General features: G+C 71.0%; 14 protein-coding genes. 8 read left to right on the plus strand and 6 right to left on the minus strand.

Annotated features, from left to right (window positions below):
• Nucleotides 1-4 precede the first annotated feature (4 nt).
• Nucleotides 5-841 (minus strand): alpha/beta fold hydrolase, encoded by an 837-nt coding sequence (locus AOK01_RS22500; protein WP_055514515.1) that lies wholly within the window; start codon nt 839-841, stop codon nt 5-7.
• Nucleotides 842-1,123: 282 nt separating this feature from the next.
• Between AOK01_RS22500 and AOK01_RS22505 the strand changes: the two genes are divergently transcribed.
• The 3 genes from AOK01_RS22505 (at nt 1,124) to AOK01_RS22515 (ending at nt 5,426) form a co-directional block, all read left to right on the plus strand.
• Nucleotides 1,124-2,578, plus strand: a complete 1,455-nt coding sequence (locus AOK01_RS22505) for a hypothetical protein (RefSeq protein ID WP_055514517.1) — start codon at nt 1,124-1,126, stop codon at nt 2,576-2,578.
• 221 nt (nt 2,579-2,799) lie between these two features.
• On the plus strand, nt 2,800-4,068 hold the full coding sequence (locus AOK01_RS22510; RefSeq protein ID WP_055514534.1) for an AAA family ATPase: 1,269 nt from the start codon (nt 2,800-2,802) through the stop codon (nt 4,066-4,068).
• Nucleotides 4,069-4,181: 113 nt separating this feature from the next.
• Nucleotides 4,182-5,426, plus strand: coding sequence for a vWA domain-containing protein (locus tag AOK01_RS22515; RefSeq protein ID WP_055514536.1), 1,245 nt, complete (start codon nt 4,182-4,184; stop codon nt 5,424-5,426).
• 30 nt (nt 5,427-5,456) lie between these two features.
• Here AOK01_RS22515 and AOK01_RS41525 read toward each other — a convergent pair whose 3' ends face one another.
• Nucleotides 5,457-5,624 (minus strand): hypothetical protein, encoded by a 168-nt coding sequence (locus AOK01_RS41525; protein ID WP_213862139.1) that lies wholly within the window; start codon nt 5,622-5,624, stop codon nt 5,457-5,459.
• Between AOK01_RS41525 and AOK01_RS22520 the strand changes: the two genes are divergently transcribed.
• Nucleotides 5,617-5,949 (plus strand): SDR family NAD(P)-dependent oxidoreductase, encoded by a 333-nt coding sequence (locus tag AOK01_RS22520; RefSeq protein WP_213862140.1) that lies wholly within the window; start codon nt 5,617-5,619, stop codon nt 5,947-5,949. The genes AOK01_RS41525 and AOK01_RS22520 overlap by 8 nt on opposite strands.
• Before the next feature lie 240 nt (nt 5,950-6,189).
• Here the strand turns inward: AOK01_RS22520 and AOK01_RS22525 are convergent, their stop codons facing one another.
• The gene (locus AOK01_RS22525) at nt 6,190-7,146 is read right to left on the minus strand and encodes a helix-turn-helix transcriptional regulator (RefSeq protein WP_055514518.1); all 957 of its coding nucleotides are present in this window, start codon (nt 7,144-7,146) and stop codon (nt 6,190-6,192) included.
• Between the two features lie 189 nt (nt 7,147-7,335).
• Between AOK01_RS22525 and AOK01_RS22530 the strand changes: the two genes are divergently transcribed.
• Nucleotides 7,336-8,028 (plus strand): SDR family oxidoreductase, encoded by a 693-nt coding sequence (locus AOK01_RS22530; protein ID WP_213862141.1) that lies wholly within the window; start codon nt 7,336-7,338, stop codon nt 8,026-8,028.
• Nucleotides 8,029-8,097: 69 nt separating this feature from the next.
• On the opposite strand, the gene AOK01_RS22535 is transcribed toward AOK01_RS22530, so the two are convergent.
• Nucleotides 8,098-9,018, minus strand: coding sequence for an oxidoreductase (locus AOK01_RS22535; RefSeq protein ID WP_055514522.1), 921 nt, complete (start codon nt 9,016-9,018; stop codon nt 8,098-8,100).
• A gap of 190 nt (nt 9,019-9,208) precedes the next feature.
• Here AOK01_RS22535 and AOK01_RS22540 point away from each other — a divergent pair, with 190 nt between their 5' ends.
• Nucleotides 9,209-10,150 (plus strand): helix-turn-helix transcriptional regulator, encoded by a 942-nt coding sequence (locus AOK01_RS22540; protein ID WP_079103666.1) that lies wholly within the window; start codon nt 9,209-9,211, stop codon nt 10,148-10,150.
• A gap of 244 nt (nt 10,151-10,394) precedes the next feature.
• Nucleotides 10,395-11,120 (plus strand): TetR/AcrR family transcriptional regulator, encoded by a 726-nt coding sequence (locus tag AOK01_RS22545; RefSeq protein ID WP_055514524.1) that lies wholly within the window; start codon nt 10,395-10,397, stop codon nt 11,118-11,120.
• A gap of 83 nt (nt 11,121-11,203) precedes the next feature.
• Here the strand turns inward: AOK01_RS22545 and AOK01_RS22550 are convergent, their stop codons facing one another.
• Nucleotides 11,204-12,706: an LVIVD repeat-containing protein gene (locus AOK01_RS22550; RefSeq protein ID WP_055514526.1), complete on the minus strand. Its 1,503-nt coding sequence runs from the start codon at nt 12,704-12,706 to the stop codon at nt 11,204-11,206.
• Nucleotides 12,707-12,899: 193 nt separating this feature from the next.
• Between AOK01_RS22550 and AOK01_RS22555 the strand changes: the two genes are divergently transcribed.
• A complete protein-coding gene (locus AOK01_RS22555; protein ID WP_055514528.1) occupies nt 12,900-13,547 on the plus strand; it encodes a DUF305 domain-containing protein in 648 nt (215 codons plus the stop codon).
• Nucleotides 13,548-13,616: 69 nt separating this feature from the next.
• Here AOK01_RS22555 and AOK01_RS22560 read toward each other — a convergent pair whose 3' ends face one another.
• Nucleotides 13,617-14,090, minus strand: coding sequence for a DUF6214 family protein (locus AOK01_RS22560; RefSeq protein WP_055514530.1), 474 nt, complete (start codon nt 14,088-14,090; stop codon nt 13,617-13,619).
• Between the last annotated feature and the right edge of the window lie 170 nt (nt 14,091-14,260).

Raw genomic sequence — 14,260 nt, forward strand, 5'->3', positions numbered from 1 at the left:
GGCCCTAGGCACGAGCGGCGTCCGACCGGAGGAAGGCGAGCACGAGCGAAACCACCTGGTCGGGGAACTGGTGGTGCGGGTAGTGCCCGGCCCCCTCGATCATCTTGAGGTGGCCGAGGCCGGACGGCAGGGCATCGACGACCGCCGACCCCTCGGCGCCCGGGTCGGTCCAGTCGGGGTCGAGCGTGCCCATGACGACCAGGACCGGGCAGCGGACGTTGCCGAGCTGCGCGCCGGCGTCGACAGGGGCGCTGCGGCCCATGCCCTGCAGGGCTTTCATCCGGCCCGGCTCGCGCAGCAGGGAGTCGATGCGGCCGAGCCGCTCGGCCCAGTCGGCCGGCTTCACGCCGGGGTAGGCCACGTCGAGGTAGGAGCGCCAGAGCGGCACACTGCCGAACACGCCCGCGCCGAGCAGCCGCAGCATGCCCTGCCGGAAACGCTTCACCCGCAGGTCGCCGAGGCGGACCGACTGCTTGCGGGTGAACGGCGCCAACTCGACGACCGCGGTGATCAGTTCTGGCTCCAGCGCGGCGGCGACGGTGGCGGCGCCGCCGGAGATCGAGTGGCCGACGAGTACGGCCGGGCCGCCCAGGTGGCGGATCACGGCGAGCAGGTCGCCGGCGATGGCGGTACGGCTCCAGGCCGGCCAGTCGACACTGGACTCGCCGCAACCGCGCAGGTCGACCGCGGCGACCCGATAGCCGGCCGCCACCAGCGGCGGGATCACCGCGCGGTAGGCGGCGCGGCTGTCGCCCATGCCGTGGGAGAGCACGATCAGCGGGCCGGACCCCGCCACCTCGTAAGCGATCGTGCCACCGTCGACGGGAAGGTACTCGGTCATGGTGTCTCCGTAAGTTGTCAGGTGGCCCGGGGGCTCATCGCGTGATGGCTAATCGTGTTAGCTAAAAGCTAATCGGATTAGCCAAGCCTGTCAATGGCGACGCGGCGCCCATGACACGGGCGAGAGCCGATCGGAACGGGAGTCGATCGGAACGGGAGCTGATCGGAGCGGGAGTTGATCAGAAAGGGAGTGACACGGCGTCATCGGCGTGGTTACGATGCGAGGGATGAAGAACTTCTCCTTTTCCGGATTGGGGGCCTCATTCGCGCAAGGTGAGTGCTGATGGCACATCACTTCGCGAACGAGATTCCGCCCCACCTGTTGATGTGGCAGCGCGTACGTGAGTACGCCGTACCACCGTCCATGATCGAGAACGCGACCGCACGACGTGCGGTCGGTGACTGGGCGGGGGCCTGCGCCGCCGCCCGTGTCTACGTCGATCTCGATCTGCGCGCCGTGCGCCATGAGCACGGCACCGATGTCGTCACCCGGCTCCGTGCGGATCTGCGTCGGCTGGCGCCGGATCTGCTCCGCTGGCACATGCCCCGGATCGCCCCGGACGGACGACTCCGGCCCGGGCTCACCGTCTCGCTGGCCCGTTACCGCGGTTCCGGTGGTACGCCGCTGCACCTGGTGGTGCGGACGCCACCGGCCCGGGCCGACGCCGGACAGCACATGTCCTTGGCTCTGTGGGCGGGTTCCGGGACCACCACCGGCGTTCTCGGGCACCACCCGCATCCGCATCCCGACCGGCGTTTCCGGCTGGACCTGCACCGGCGTCTCTGGGACGCCGGGCGGAGCCGCGAACCGGCGGCGCGGCGCGGTGCGGAGGAAGCACGTGCCCTGTCGCCGTCCGACCAGGATTGCCAGGATTCCCCCTGGGCAGTGGGCAGTTGGGCGGCCGAGGCGGAGTTGCTGTTGCGGGCCGAGGGGCTGCCTCGCGGGGCCTTCACCGTGCGGCTCGGTGCGCGCAGGCACGCCGTGCTCGAACTCGTCGCGCCCGACGACAGCCATGTCCCGACGGTCCGGCCACTGCCCGAGGGCACGCTGCCGCCATGGGAGGTCGCGGCGCTTCCGGTGCTGCCGGAGGTGGCGGCCCGGGTCCTGCCGGATCTGGAGCTGCTGCGACGGGGACTCGTCTCCGCCGAGCGGCTGCATCCACTGGTCGCCTCGGCACTGGCGGCGGCCGGCTCGGCACCGGTGGGCGGTCCCGTCCCCGAGCCCGGTGATCCGCACCGCGTGGAGTGCCGGGGCGAACTCCACCGGATCGCACTGCGGGACGGGGTGCTGACGGCCGTCGATCACGACCCCGCCCAACTGCGGCGGGAAGAACTGCTCGTGGCGCTCGGCGGTCCCGCGCTGCCCTGTCTGCGGGCGATCGACGCGGTGCACCGCGATCCGGAGGCGCTGCCCGCGGTCCGTGAGCGGCTCCGCCACGGTGACGTCGCCGGGGCACTGGCCGTGGTCGAAGGGCTGCTCGGTCCTGGTGCGATCCTGCGCGACGGGCCGCTCCGCACGGAACTGGAGTCGGCCGCGGCCCGCCGCGTCGACCACGGGCTCTTCCGCTCGGGGCTGGTCGCCGCGCACCCCGCCGCCGGTGCGGCAGCCGACGAGGACGTCTCGGGCGAGGGGCGAGCGAAGGCGGGCCATCGTCCACGGCTCGACCGTCGTACGCCGTTCCCGGTGCGCCGCAAGCTGAGCAGCCGGTCCCGTCCCCGCACCAGTCTGGCCTCGTGACCGGCGACTCCGCCGAAGTCCCTTTTCCCCGCGACGCATTTTCCGCTGCGGCACGTTCCGCACCGCGCACCCCCATGACACCGGGACGGTTTTCCCGTTCCCCGATCCCCCTCCAGGTGATGCCCATGACCACCAGCACCCTCCTGCCCGCCTCCGCCTCCGCCACCACCACCGCTGCTCCCGTTCCGGCTCCGGCCGACGGCACACCCGTACCCGTATCCATGCCCGTATCCGTGCCCGTACCCGTCCGCGCGTCGGGAACGGACGCGCACCTCGCCCTCGCCGACGACCTCCTGGCGCTCCTGCGGGATACCACCACCGAGCCGCGCCCCGACGAGCAGTTGGAAGCGCTCACCCTGGCCGTGGCGGCGGACCTGCCCGTACTCCTCTGGGGCGAGCCGGGCATCGGCAAGACCGCGGCCCTGACCCAGCTCGCCACCTCTCTCGACCTGCCGCTGACCACCGTGATCGCCAGTGTCCATGAGCCGTCCGACTTCTCCGGGCTGCCCGTCGTGGGCGAGGACCCCGCGGTGCAGGGTGTACCGATGGCACCGCCGCAGTGGGCCGTGGAACTCGTACGAGCCGGGCGCGGGCTGCTCTTCCTGGACGAACTGTCCACCGCCACCCCGGCCGTTCAGGCCGCACTGCTCCGGGTCGTCCTGGAACGGCGGGTCGGTGCGCTGCAACTGCCCCCGGGCGTACGGATCGTGGCAGCCGCCAACCCGCGTGCTTCGGCGGCCGACGGATGGGAGCTGAGCCCACCGCTGGCCAACCGGTTCGTGCACCTGTACTGGGTGCACGACCAGGAGGTGGTGGTGCGCGGACTCGGCGGCGTCTGGCCGAGGGCGGAGCTGCCCCGTCTTGTGCCGGAGCGGCTGCCGGAGGCGGTGGCCTTCTCCCGGCGTGTGGTCTGCGGTTTCCTGGCTGCCCGGCCCACGCTGATCCACCGGTTGCCGAGCACCGAGACGCGGCGCGGCGGCGCCTGGCCCTCGCCGAGGAGCTGGGACGCCGCGTTGACGCTGCTTGCCTTCGGCACGGCGGCCGCGGTCTCCCGCGAGGTGCTGGCCCTGCTGGTACGGGGCGCGGTGGGCGACGGGCCGGGGCTGGAACTCCTCGCCCACCTCGACCGGATGGACCTGCCGGACCCGGAGACGCTGCTGGCCGACCCGGCCGCCGCCGAGCTGCCGGAACGGGGTGACCTGCGGCAGGCGGCGCTGGAGGCGGTGGTGGCCGTCATCGGCGCACGGCCGGAACGGGAGCGCTGGGAGGCGGGCTGGGCCGTGCTGGTCCGGGCGCTGGAGACCGGCACCGCGGACCTGCTGGTCGCCCCGGCGACGGCACTGGCCGCGCTGCGGCGCGACGACTGGGAGGTGCCGGAGACGATGGAGCGGCTGGCCGGGGTGATCGGTCTCGCCCGGCAGGCGGACCGGTCGGTGGGACGGGTCACGGCGGCCGAGGCCGCCCGACGTGCGGCGGGGGCGCGCCGATGACGGGGGCCGCGAAGCGCCCGGCGCCGCACCCGCTGCCACGCCCACTGCCGCGTCCGGTGCCCCGGCCCGCGCCGCCGCGCCCGGTGCGGGCCACCGTGCCGAAGCCGCTGGACATGGAGAAGTTGCTGGCCGCCCGGCTGCACGCGGTGAAGGTACGTCCCTACCTGGCCGGCGCGCTCTTCGCCCTGCACGTGGTGGAGGACCGGTCGGTGCCGACGATGGCGGTGGACGCGCACTGGCGTTGCTATGTCTCGCCCGGGTTCGTGGCACGCATGCCGGTGGAGGAACTGGCGGGCGTGTGGGTGCACGAGGTCTCCCATCTGCTGCGGGACCACCACGGGCGGGGCGAGCGGTACGCGCGGCAGCACGAGGAGCACGGGCCGGGCGGGCGAAGCGGGACGGGGGTCCCCGCAGCCGATGGTTTGGGGAGGCTGCGGCGGAACATCGCCGCGGACTTCGAGATCAACGACGACATCTACGGGGACGGTCTGCCCCGGCCTTCCGGAGCGGTGCTCCCGTCCCTGCTGGGGCTGCCCGAGGGGCTGCTGATGGAGGAGTACCTGCGAAGGGCGTCGCTGTCCGGACTCGCCGCGGACCTGGCCTGGCTGGACTGCGGCAGCGGCGCCGACGGGCAGGACCGGTCCTGGGAACTGGGCCCCGACGGGGCGCACGGGTTGAGCAGGCAGCAGCGGGACGCGGTGCGCTTCCGGGTCGCGGAGGGCATCAAGGGCCGGCCGGGCGACGCGCCGGAGGGCTGGCGCCGCTGGGCGGACGAGGCGTTCCAATCGCCGCAGCCCTGGCGGCAGTTGCTGGGGGCGGCGGTCCGCTCGGCGGCGGGTGCGCCGGGCGCGGGCGAGAACCACAGCTACCGGCGCCCGTCCCGGCGCTCGGCCGGTGTCCCCGGTGTGATCCTGCCGAGCCTGCGGCGTACGCCGCCCAGGGTCTGCGTCGTCATCGACACCTCCGGGTCGGTGAGCGACGCCGAACTGGGCAGCGCACTGCTGGAGGTGGCGGCGATCTCGCGGGCGGTGGGCGGGCGGCGCGACCTGGTCTCGGTGATCTCCTGCGACGCGGCGGCCGGGGTCGCCGTGCCGCTCTGCCGCGCCGAGAACATCGAACTGGTCGGCGGCGGGGGCACGGACCTGCGCTCCGGTTTCGCCCGGGCGCTCCGTTCCCAGCCGCGTCCCGACGTGGTCGTCGCTCTCACGGACGGTCAGACGCCGTGGCCGTCGGTGCCACCGCCCTGCCGTACGGTCGTCGGCCTCTTCCCCCGCTCCGCCCACGGCGCGAACGAGGAGGACCCCGACTACGTACCGGACACTCCGCCGTCCTGGGCCCGGGTCGTCACGATCGGCTGAGTCGGTCAGGTCGGTCAGGTCGGGCGAGAGCTACGGGAGCGGGCCCGCACCGCGCAGGAACTGTTCGACCGCGGTCTCCACGAGTCCGTCGAGCAGCTCCGGTCTGACGATGTTGCCGTTGATGATCGAGGCGATGCCCTGGAGGGTCGCGAACAGGACGATCCCGATCCGCTCGGGCGCGCATTCACCTGTGATCACGACCGCCGCGCACCCCGGTATGGCGGCCACGAACCTGCTGCGGCCCGACGGCCGACGGCGCGGGGTCCACCGCGTACAGAAGGCGGCGGCCGGGCTTCTCGCGCAGAGCGACGACGACGGCGCGTTGCCGACGCTGTACGCGGCCGTGGCGAACATCCCGGGCGACAGCTACGCGGGGCCGGGCGGTTTCCTGGAGGGACGCGGCGCGCCGAAGCTGGTCGGCCGCTCGGCCGGGGCGCGGGACGCCGAGGTGGCACAGCGATTGTGGGAGGCCTCCGAAGAACTGACGGGAGTCGCCTCCCCCCGCTCACCGCAGACCGCCTGACGAGTGTCCGTCGACCACCCCCCGGTGGTTTCGCCCGTCTCTCAGAGGTATCAGTGGACGGTTCGTGAGTCCGTGAGTGGTTCTGGTGTCGCCTGATGGTGTGGGCGAAGCCGGAACGTTCCGGGTCCGGTGCCGGAGGCCATCACCTGCACGACCATTACCGGTCTGCCCACCGAAAGCCCGTGACATCTGCCAGGCCCTCGACTTCGAGCTCCCGGTGACCTGATTACGGGACAGCCCTTAGCCTGCTGACCTGTCTGTCTCAGGAGCCTGATCCCCGGCGCGACCGGGGTTGGGTGAGCTCTGGGGTGCTGTCCAACTGGCGAGGAGTTTGAGGCGGTCCTCCGAGTCGGTGCCCGGCTCGGCCGTGTAGATGATCAGGTCGTGGACGGCCCGTTGCGGCAGGGGCAGGTCCAGGGAGCGGAAGGTCATCTCCACACGGCCGACTTCGGGATGATCCAGCCGCTTGGTGCCTTCGTGCCGGATTCGGACGTCGTGACTGGCCCACATGGTGCGGAAGTCGGGGCTGAGCGTGGAAAGTTCTCCGACGAGCTCGCGCAGGGCCCGGTCGTGAGGTTCGCGTCCGGCTTCGGCGCGGAGCACTGCGACCGTGGCCCTGGCGCCTTCCTCCCAGTCGACGAAGAAGTCGGAGGAGCCGGGGTCGAGGAAGAAGTAACGGGGGAAATTGGCGCAGCCCCGGCCGCCGATGGTGTCGCTGTCGAACATCGGTGAGTACAGGGCCCTGCACAGCGCGTTGCTCGCGACGATGTCCAGACGGCCGTTGCGTACGAAGGCGGGGGCCATCGTCATGGAGTCCACCATCCATTGGACGGGAGACGGGATCCTGACGTCCTTGCGCCGGGGCGACCTGCGGCGGACGGGGCGAGCCGCTGTGGCCAGATGGAGCAGGTAGGCGCGCTCGTGCTCATCGAGGAGCAAGGCCCGCGCGACCGCTTCCAGCACGTCCTCGGAGACACCACTGATGTGGCCCTTCTCCAGCCGCGTGTACCACTCGGTGCTCACGCCGGCCAGGGCCGCGACCTCCTCGCGCCGTAGTCCAGGAACCCGTCGGCGTCGGCCGGTGGGCAGCCCGACCCGCTCCGGGGCGAGCTTGGCCCGTCGGCTGATGAGAAAGTCGCGGATGTCCGAGCGGTTGTCGGTGGGATCACCGGTGCGGTTGTCAGACGGAATCTCCATTCGTCCACGGTACCCATGGTCCGGCCGGTAGGGAGGCTGCGTTTATACCCCCCATAAACGCGACCTTGCCCGCCTTCGACGGCGCCGGTTGTGTGGGGTCGGCGGAGCGGAACGGCACTCCTTCATCACGGGCCGCCGTCCGCCATCCGCCGTCTCCCATCCCCTATCCACAGCTCAGGGAGCATGACCATGGCCAGCAAGACCGTACTGATCACCGGCGCGACCAGCGGTATCGGCGCCCACACCGCGCGACTGCTCCTCGACCGCGGCCACCGGGTGGCGGTCACCGGCCGCGACAAGAGCAAACTGGAGACTTTCCTCGACGAGGCCGGCCACCCCGACCGGTTGCTGGGTCTGGTCGCGGACGCGGCGGACTGGCAGGCCACCGAGTCGGTCGTGACCCGCACCGTCGAGCACTTCGGTGCCCTTGACGCGGCGGTGGCCAACGCCGGATTCATGTCCGGCGACTCCATCGGGGCCGGCGACCCGACGTCGTGGGCGCCGATGGTTCTCACCAACGTCCTCGGCCCCGCCCTGCTGGCCCATGCCGCCCTGCCCCACCTTGAGGCCACCGGCGGACGGCTGGTACTCATCGGCAGCGTCGCCGGGCTGAAGAACTCTCCCGGCAACCTCTACTCGGCCACCAAGTGGGCCACCACCGGACTCGCCGAGAACCTGCGCCTGCACGCCACGACCCGCGGCATCGGTGTCACTCTCGTCAACCCCGGCATGATCGACACCCCGTTCTGGCAAGGCGCCGACGTTCCCCCCTTCGCCCTGTCTCCCCAGCCCATCGCCGAGGCCATCCGCTTCGCCCTCGACCAGCCGGCAGGCGTCGACCTCAACACCCTGACCGTCCGGCCCATGGGCCAGCCCGTCTGACCACGCCCGGCTGCCGGAGGGCTCGGCAGGGCAGGGCGGTGTATCTGCATCAATTCACGAACCGACCACTCAGAGGTAGGTGACACCTGTCAGGGTCTCGGCCGCGGACCACAGGCGCTGCCCGGTGGCGGGTGCGGCGGCCTCGGCGCTGGGGCGGACCTCGGTGACATGACCGCGGACCTCCCAGCGGCCGGACGGTCCGAAGAACTGTCCCCCGCGAACGCCGGGGTCGGTCGCGGCGAAGAGCTGGGGCTCCGCCCCCCGTTCGGCCGGCTGGGTGACCAGCAGGCCGGCGCGTGCCGCGACCCGGCCCATGCGGCCACGGTGCTCCCAGGCCCGTGGCGTGAGGTTGGACCTGGAGAGCCCGGGGTGGGCGAGAACACTGGTGACCGGTGAACCGGCGGCGCGCAGCCTGCGGTCGAGTTCGAGCCCGAAGACAGTGGTCGCGAGCTTGGAGCTGCCGTATGCGCGGCTCGCGTCGTAGGTGCGACGTGACATGAGGTCGTCGAAGTCGAGGTGGGCGTTCTTGTGAGTGATCGAGCTGAGGCCGACCACCCTCGGGGCGTCGGCCCGGCCGAGTGCGTCGAGCAGCAGGCCGGTCAGCGCGAAGTGGCCGAGCATGTTGGTGCCGAGGTGCAGTTCGAACCCGTCGGACGTGGTGTGCGCAGGGCCGAGCAGTACCAGTCCGGCGTTGTTGATCAGCAGGTCGATCGCCGGGAACTCGGCGGTCAGCGCTTTCGCGAACGCCCGCACCGACGACAGCGAGGCCAGGTCCAGCTCGCGCACCACGGCGGATGCGGAGGGCACCGCGTCCCGGATGAGGGCGACGGCCCGCGCGCCGGCCGCGGTGTCGCGCACGGCGAGCACGACCTGCGCCCCGTGCCGGGCCAGTTCGGTCGCGGTGACCAGGCCGAGGCCGGAGTTCGCACCGGTCACGACGGCGACCCTGCCGTGCTGGTCGGGGATCTGTCGGGCGCTCCATGCGGCCATGGTGATGCTCCTGGGAAGGTGTCGGGGCGGTCGGAACGGTCGGAACGCTCGGCACGATCGTGATGGTCGGAACGTGTCGAGGACCGTTCGACGACGACGTTAGGAACCGTTGGGCGCTTCTCCGTCGTACACCGTTGCCTGGGAATGGCAGACCTACCTTCGGGCGGCGGCCGAGGCGCACACTGTCGGCATGGGCACCGATCATCCGTACGCACGAGAACTGGGCGACTTCCTCCGTGCCCGGCGCAGCCGGCTGCGCCCGCAGGACGTCGGGCTGGAACCGGGCGGGCGGCGCAAGGTGACCGGCCTGCGCCGCGAGGAGATCGCCCTGCTGGCCGGGCTGAGCACCGACTACTACCAACGCCTGGAGCAGGGCCGCGAGGTACGGCCGTCCGACGACGCTCTCGACGCGATCGCCTCCGCGCTGGACCTGGACGAGCAGGAACGCAGGCACCTCTTCGGCCTCGCCCGCGCGGCACGACGCCCCGCGCCCGTCCGCACCCGCCGCGGGCCCGAACGGGTGCCCGACAGCACTCGGCGGCTGCTGCAGGTCATGGCCACCCCCGCGCTGGTGATCGGCCGACACCTCGATGTGCTCGCCTGGAACCCGCTGGCCGAAGCCCTGCTGGGCGACCCCACCACCGTGCCCCGGGCGGAACGCAATCTGATCGTCCTGCTGTTCCGGGATCCCGAGTCCCGTCTGCGCTGCGCGGACTGGGAAGGCCTCGCCCTTGAGTACATCGGCATGCTGCGCGCCGCCGTCGCCGACGACCCGAGCCATCCGCGCGCCACGAAACTCATCGGCGAACTCAGCATCCACAGCACCGACTTCCGGCGTCTGTGGGCCCGCCACGACGTCCGGGAAACCGTCCACGGAACCAAACTCTTCCGGCACCCCGAGGTCGGCGGGATCACCCTCGACTGGGACAGCTACCCGCTGCCCGGCAGCCCGGGCCCCGTCCTCCTCGTCTACACGGCCGAACCGGGCAGCGCGGACGCCGAACGCCTTCAGCTCCTCGCGTCCCTGCACGCGAGCCGTGACCGCGATCGCGGCACCCACGCCATCGCCCATGCCATCACCGACGCCGATGCCGATGCCGACAGAGGGCAACTCCCGTCCCGCAAAGGGTGACGTGGACCCGTAACCCTTCGCCGCAGGCCCTGCCGGTCCCCGGTGCCGATCGGGCCGCCACCGCCCCCGTCACCCGCCGGCCACAAGGGCCGGGCCGGCCGTGGCGTGGCCTTCCCGTCCACCCGGGACGATCCCCCGCGTCGCCCCGAGCGGACGGTGGTCCGGAAGAGGCTCCCGCAGGAGACCTGGTCCGGGCTCACTGAGTATTGTTGGCTGGCAGCCAGTCAACCCAGGAGTACATAGGATGTCCCCTCGCAGCCCATCGGTCAATGAAGAATTGCGGCGGCGTTCCCGCGAGAGGCTTCTCCAGGCGGCGCTGGAGCTCGTCAGCGAGCGGGGGTACGACGCCACGACGCTGGGCGACATCGCGGACCGCGCGGGCTCCGCCCGGGGTCTCGTCTCGTACTACTTCCCCGGCAAGCGTCTGCTCGTCCAGTCCGCCGTGCACCGGCTGATGCACCGTACGCTGGAGGAGGCGCTGGAGCGCGAGCCGCGTACCGACGACGGCCGGGAGCGGATGGCGCGGGCCATCGACGCGGTGCTGGGCCTCGCGCGTGACCACCCCGTGGTGATGCGCCAGCACATGGCGGGCATCCTCCAGGGCGAGGGGTTCAAGCAGTGTCCGGAGCAGCGCCGCCTGGCCGAACTGCTCAGCGACACCATGGCCCGTTACGGCTCGCCGGACACCGTCGCCGACTACCCCATGCTGCGGGCACTGCTGATGGGCTCGGTGTACGCGGCTCTGGTACCCGGGGTCCCGATGCCGGTACCGGTACTTCGGGCCGAGTTGTTCCGGCGCTACGGGCTCGACTGGGAACGGGGTGCCCCGCCGGACGCCGAAGCGCCCGACGGGACGTACCGCGAGGATCTCTCACGGTTCTTCACTCCCGGAAGCCGCGAACCGGAACACGGTGACGGTCCCGGCCACGGACACGGTGACGGTCACGGTCGTGAACAGGACCAGCCGTGAACGGTTTCAGCGTGCACGGCACCGGTCGTGAGCGGAACCGCCCGTGAACGGAACCGGCCGTGCGGCCACGGCCCGTCGGACGGTCAGTCGAAGTAGTCCGGCTGCGTCTGCACGTTCAGCTCGCTCTGCCGGTTCCACTTCGCCGGGTCCGTACGACGGTCGTTGATCTTCAGGACGTCGAAGCCCTTGGCGATGTCGTTCGAGTAGATGTAGCCGTTGTAGTAGTACGCCGACCAGGAGCCGCCGGTGACCATGGTCGTGGTGCTCAGCGGACCGCGCTCGAAGTAGGCGATCTCCTTCGGCTTCGAGGAGTTCGTGAAGTCCCACACGGAGATGCCGCCCTGGTACCAGGCCTGGACCATGATGTCCTTGCCCTTGACCGGGATCAGCGAGCCGTTGTGGGCCACGCAGTTCTCGGTGTCGGCCTGGTGGCGCGGGATCTTGAAGTAGCTCCGGAAGACGAGCTTGCGCTTGTCGCCCTTGCCGACGATGTCGTAGATGCCGTCGGCGCCGCGGTTCGGGCCCACGGTCTCGTTGCAGGTGGCCGCTCCGCCGCCGCCCAGCTCGTCGGTGAAGACGACCTTGTTCGCCTTCTGGTTGAAGCTCGCCGAGTGCCAGAACGCGAAGTTCACGTTGTCCTGGACCTGGTCGATGATCTTCGGGTTCTCCGGGTCCTTGATGGAGAACAGGATGCCGTCACCCATGCAGGCGCCCGCGGCGAGGTCCTTGGAGGGCAGCACGGTGATGTCGTGGCAGCCGGTGGTCTTGGAGACGCCGGGGTTGGTGGGCCCGCCCGGGTTGCCGCCGCCGTCCGCGCCCTCACCGGGGAACAGGACGGGGAAGTTGACGATCGCCGCCTTCTGCGGGGCCTTGCGCGGCACCTTGATGATCGAGATGCCGTCGTGCGGCGGCTGGCAGTCGGGGAACGTGGCGCTCGGCGAGTACGAGGACACGTAGATGTAGACGTTCTTGCGCTCCGGCACCAGCGTGTGGGTGTGGGAGCCGCAGGCGGTCTCGACGGCGGCGACGTACTTCGGGTTCTTCTTGTCGCTGATGTCGAAGACCTTCATGCCCTCCCAGGAGGCCTTCTCGGTCGCGGGCTGCGTGGTGCTGTTGCAGGAGTTGTCGCTGCGCGAGGAGTCCGTGGACAGGAAGAGCAGGTCGCCGGAGACGGTGATGTCGTTCTGCGAACCCGGGCAGAGCACCTGGGAGACCGTCTTCGGGGCCTTCGGGTTGCTGATGTCGAAGATGCGGAAGCCGTCGTAGTTGCCGGCGAACGCGTACTTGCCCTGGAAGGCGAGGTCCGAGTTGGTGCCGGGCAACGCGTCCTTGGGGATGTTCGCGAGGTGCTCGATGTTGGCCGAGTGGACGATCTCGTCCTGCCCGGGTATCTCGCCGTTCGCGATCGCCGCTCTCGCTTCGGCGGCCTCGCTCTTGGAGACCTTCTCCGAAGTCACCGGAGCATCCCCGGGGTCGGGGGTCGCGACCGCGGGACCTGCCGTGAGCAGTGCGGCCAGAAGGCCCGCCGCGGTGGCGGCAACTCCCAGTCGTCTGCGCCGCGTTCGGTGATTGTTCAACAGGATCACTGCGTCCTCCCTCGTAGCCGTTCGCAGTCGAACGGTTCAGGTACCTCCGCAGTATCGTCTTCATCATGCACAGATCAACAGGTGGCAACGTATTCGTAACTAATGTTTTTGATCAATGGCGTGCGCAAGCGTGCTAGGACGGTCAACAGCACTCACGAGGTGTCTGCCGATTCATGTGCCGCAGGAGGTCACTGTGCTCGCTCGCCGTACGTCCCGCCGTCTGATCACGGCGTCCGTGACGATCGCCGTCCTCGCGCTCGGCGGCTGCACGGGCTCGGACGACGACACCAAGTCCGCGTCCGCCACGGGCCCTTCGGTGATCGCCCCGGGCAAACCGGGCGAGGCCGCCGAGACGCTCTCCGCCGCGGACGCCGCGGAGCAGCGCTCCGACGACGACACCCCCAACTCCGCCGACTTCGACTACGCCCGGATGATGATCGAGCATCACACCCAGGCCATCGTGATGACCGAACTCGCCCCGAAGCAGGCCTCGTCGACGCCGGTCAAACGGCTCGCCGAGCGGATCTCGGCCTCCCAGGGGCCGGAGGTCGAGACGATGAAGGCCTGGCTCAAGAACCACGGCGGCGGCAAGAAGAGCGAGGGCCACCACCACGACGTGATGCCGGGCATGGCGACCGAGGCACAGCTGAAGAAGCTGCGCGCGGCGAAGGGCAAGGCGTTCGACGAGCTCTTCCTGAAGCTGATGATCACTCACCACAGCGGGGCGGTCACCATGGCCACGGACGTCCTCTCGCAGGGCAACAACATCCAGGTCGGCGAAATGGCCGACGACGTGATCGCCCAGCAGACGGCCGAGATCAGCCGGATGCGCGCGATGTGACGCCGTGTGACGTGACGCGGTGTGACGCAGTGTGACGTGATGTGACCGGTCGGACGGATCCCGGGCCCGTCAGGGGCGGGCGTGCCGGGGCGCGAGGAGACCCGCGTCCCGCGCTCCGGCGATCAGCCTGAGCGAGCGACGGCGGCTGTGCCCGGTCGCGGACATCACCGCGAGCACCGGGTCCCGCCCCGCCCGCTGGGCCGCCAGGTACTCTCCGGCGACGATGCGACGGCTCTCGGCGCCGCGCGGCAGGGCGGGGCGCGCGTGCCGCCTGCCGGAGCTCCCGTCGCCGGCCGCGGCGACCTGCGCTTCGGCCGTGCCCGCGCACGCCTCCAGGAGCGGGCCCTCGATCCAGTCCGCGAGCACCGCCAGGTCGTCGAGCGAGAGCGCGGGCCGGGCGCGTACGTCCTCGATGGAGACGCATCCCTCGCACACCACGGCGAGCAGTTCGACACCGGCGCCGTCGTCGAAGCTCAGCCGGACGTCGCACCACGTGGCGGCGGTGTCGTTCTCCCGCACTTCCCAGGCGCGCCGTACGGACACCGCCCCGTCCGGCTCATCACGATCAGAAAGATGAAGAAAGGATGTTTCCAGCACATACGCAACGTAACCGCATGATCACACCCATCACGGTCAGGCACGCACGCGCGGCCCACGCGGCACACCGTCGGCGCAGCGCCCCTTCTCCTGCCCCGTGCCCGCCGCTCTCCGCC

It is taken from the genome of Streptomyces aurantiacus (genome assembly GCF_001418335.1).
GTDB lineage: Bacteria > Actinomycetota > Actinomycetes > Streptomycetales > Streptomycetaceae > Streptomyces > Streptomyces aurantiacus.

Excerpts from the sequence above, each read along its gene's own strand:
- AOK01_RS22545 (WP_055514524.1), top strand. The coding sequence starts at position 10,395 with ATGTCCCCTCGCAGCCCATCGGTCAATGAAGAATTGCGGCGGCGTTCC.
- AOK01_RS22500 (WP_055514515.1), bottom strand. The coding sequence starts at position 841 with ATGACCGAGTACCTTCCCGTCGACGGTGGCACGATCGCTTACGAGGTG.
- AOK01_RS22515 (WP_055514536.1), top strand. The coding sequence starts at position 4,182 with ATGGAGAAGTTGCTGGCCGCCCGGCTGCACGCGGTGAAGGTACGTCCC.
- AOK01_RS22505 (WP_055514517.1), top strand. The coding sequence starts at position 1,124 with ATGGCACATCACTTCGCGAACGAGATTCCGCCCCACCTGTTGATGTGG.
- AOK01_RS22530 (WP_213862141.1), top strand. The coding sequence starts at position 7,336 with ATGGCCAGCAAGACCGTACTGATCACCGGCGCGACCAGCGGTATCGGC.
- AOK01_RS22510 (WP_055514534.1), top strand. The coding sequence starts at position 2,800 with ATGCCCGTATCCGTGCCCGTACCCGTCCGCGCGTCGGGAACGGACGCG.
- AOK01_RS22525 (WP_055514518.1), bottom strand. The coding sequence starts at position 7,146 with ATGGAGATTCCGTCTGACAACCGCACCGGTGATCCCACCGACAACCGC.
- AOK01_RS22540 (WP_079103666.1), top strand. The coding sequence starts at position 9,209 with ATGGGCACCGATCATCCGTACGCACGAGAACTGGGCGACTTCCTCCGT.
- AOK01_RS22535 (WP_055514522.1), bottom strand. The coding sequence starts at position 9,018 with ATGGCCGCATGGAGCGCCCGACAGATCCCCGACCAGCACGGCAGGGTC.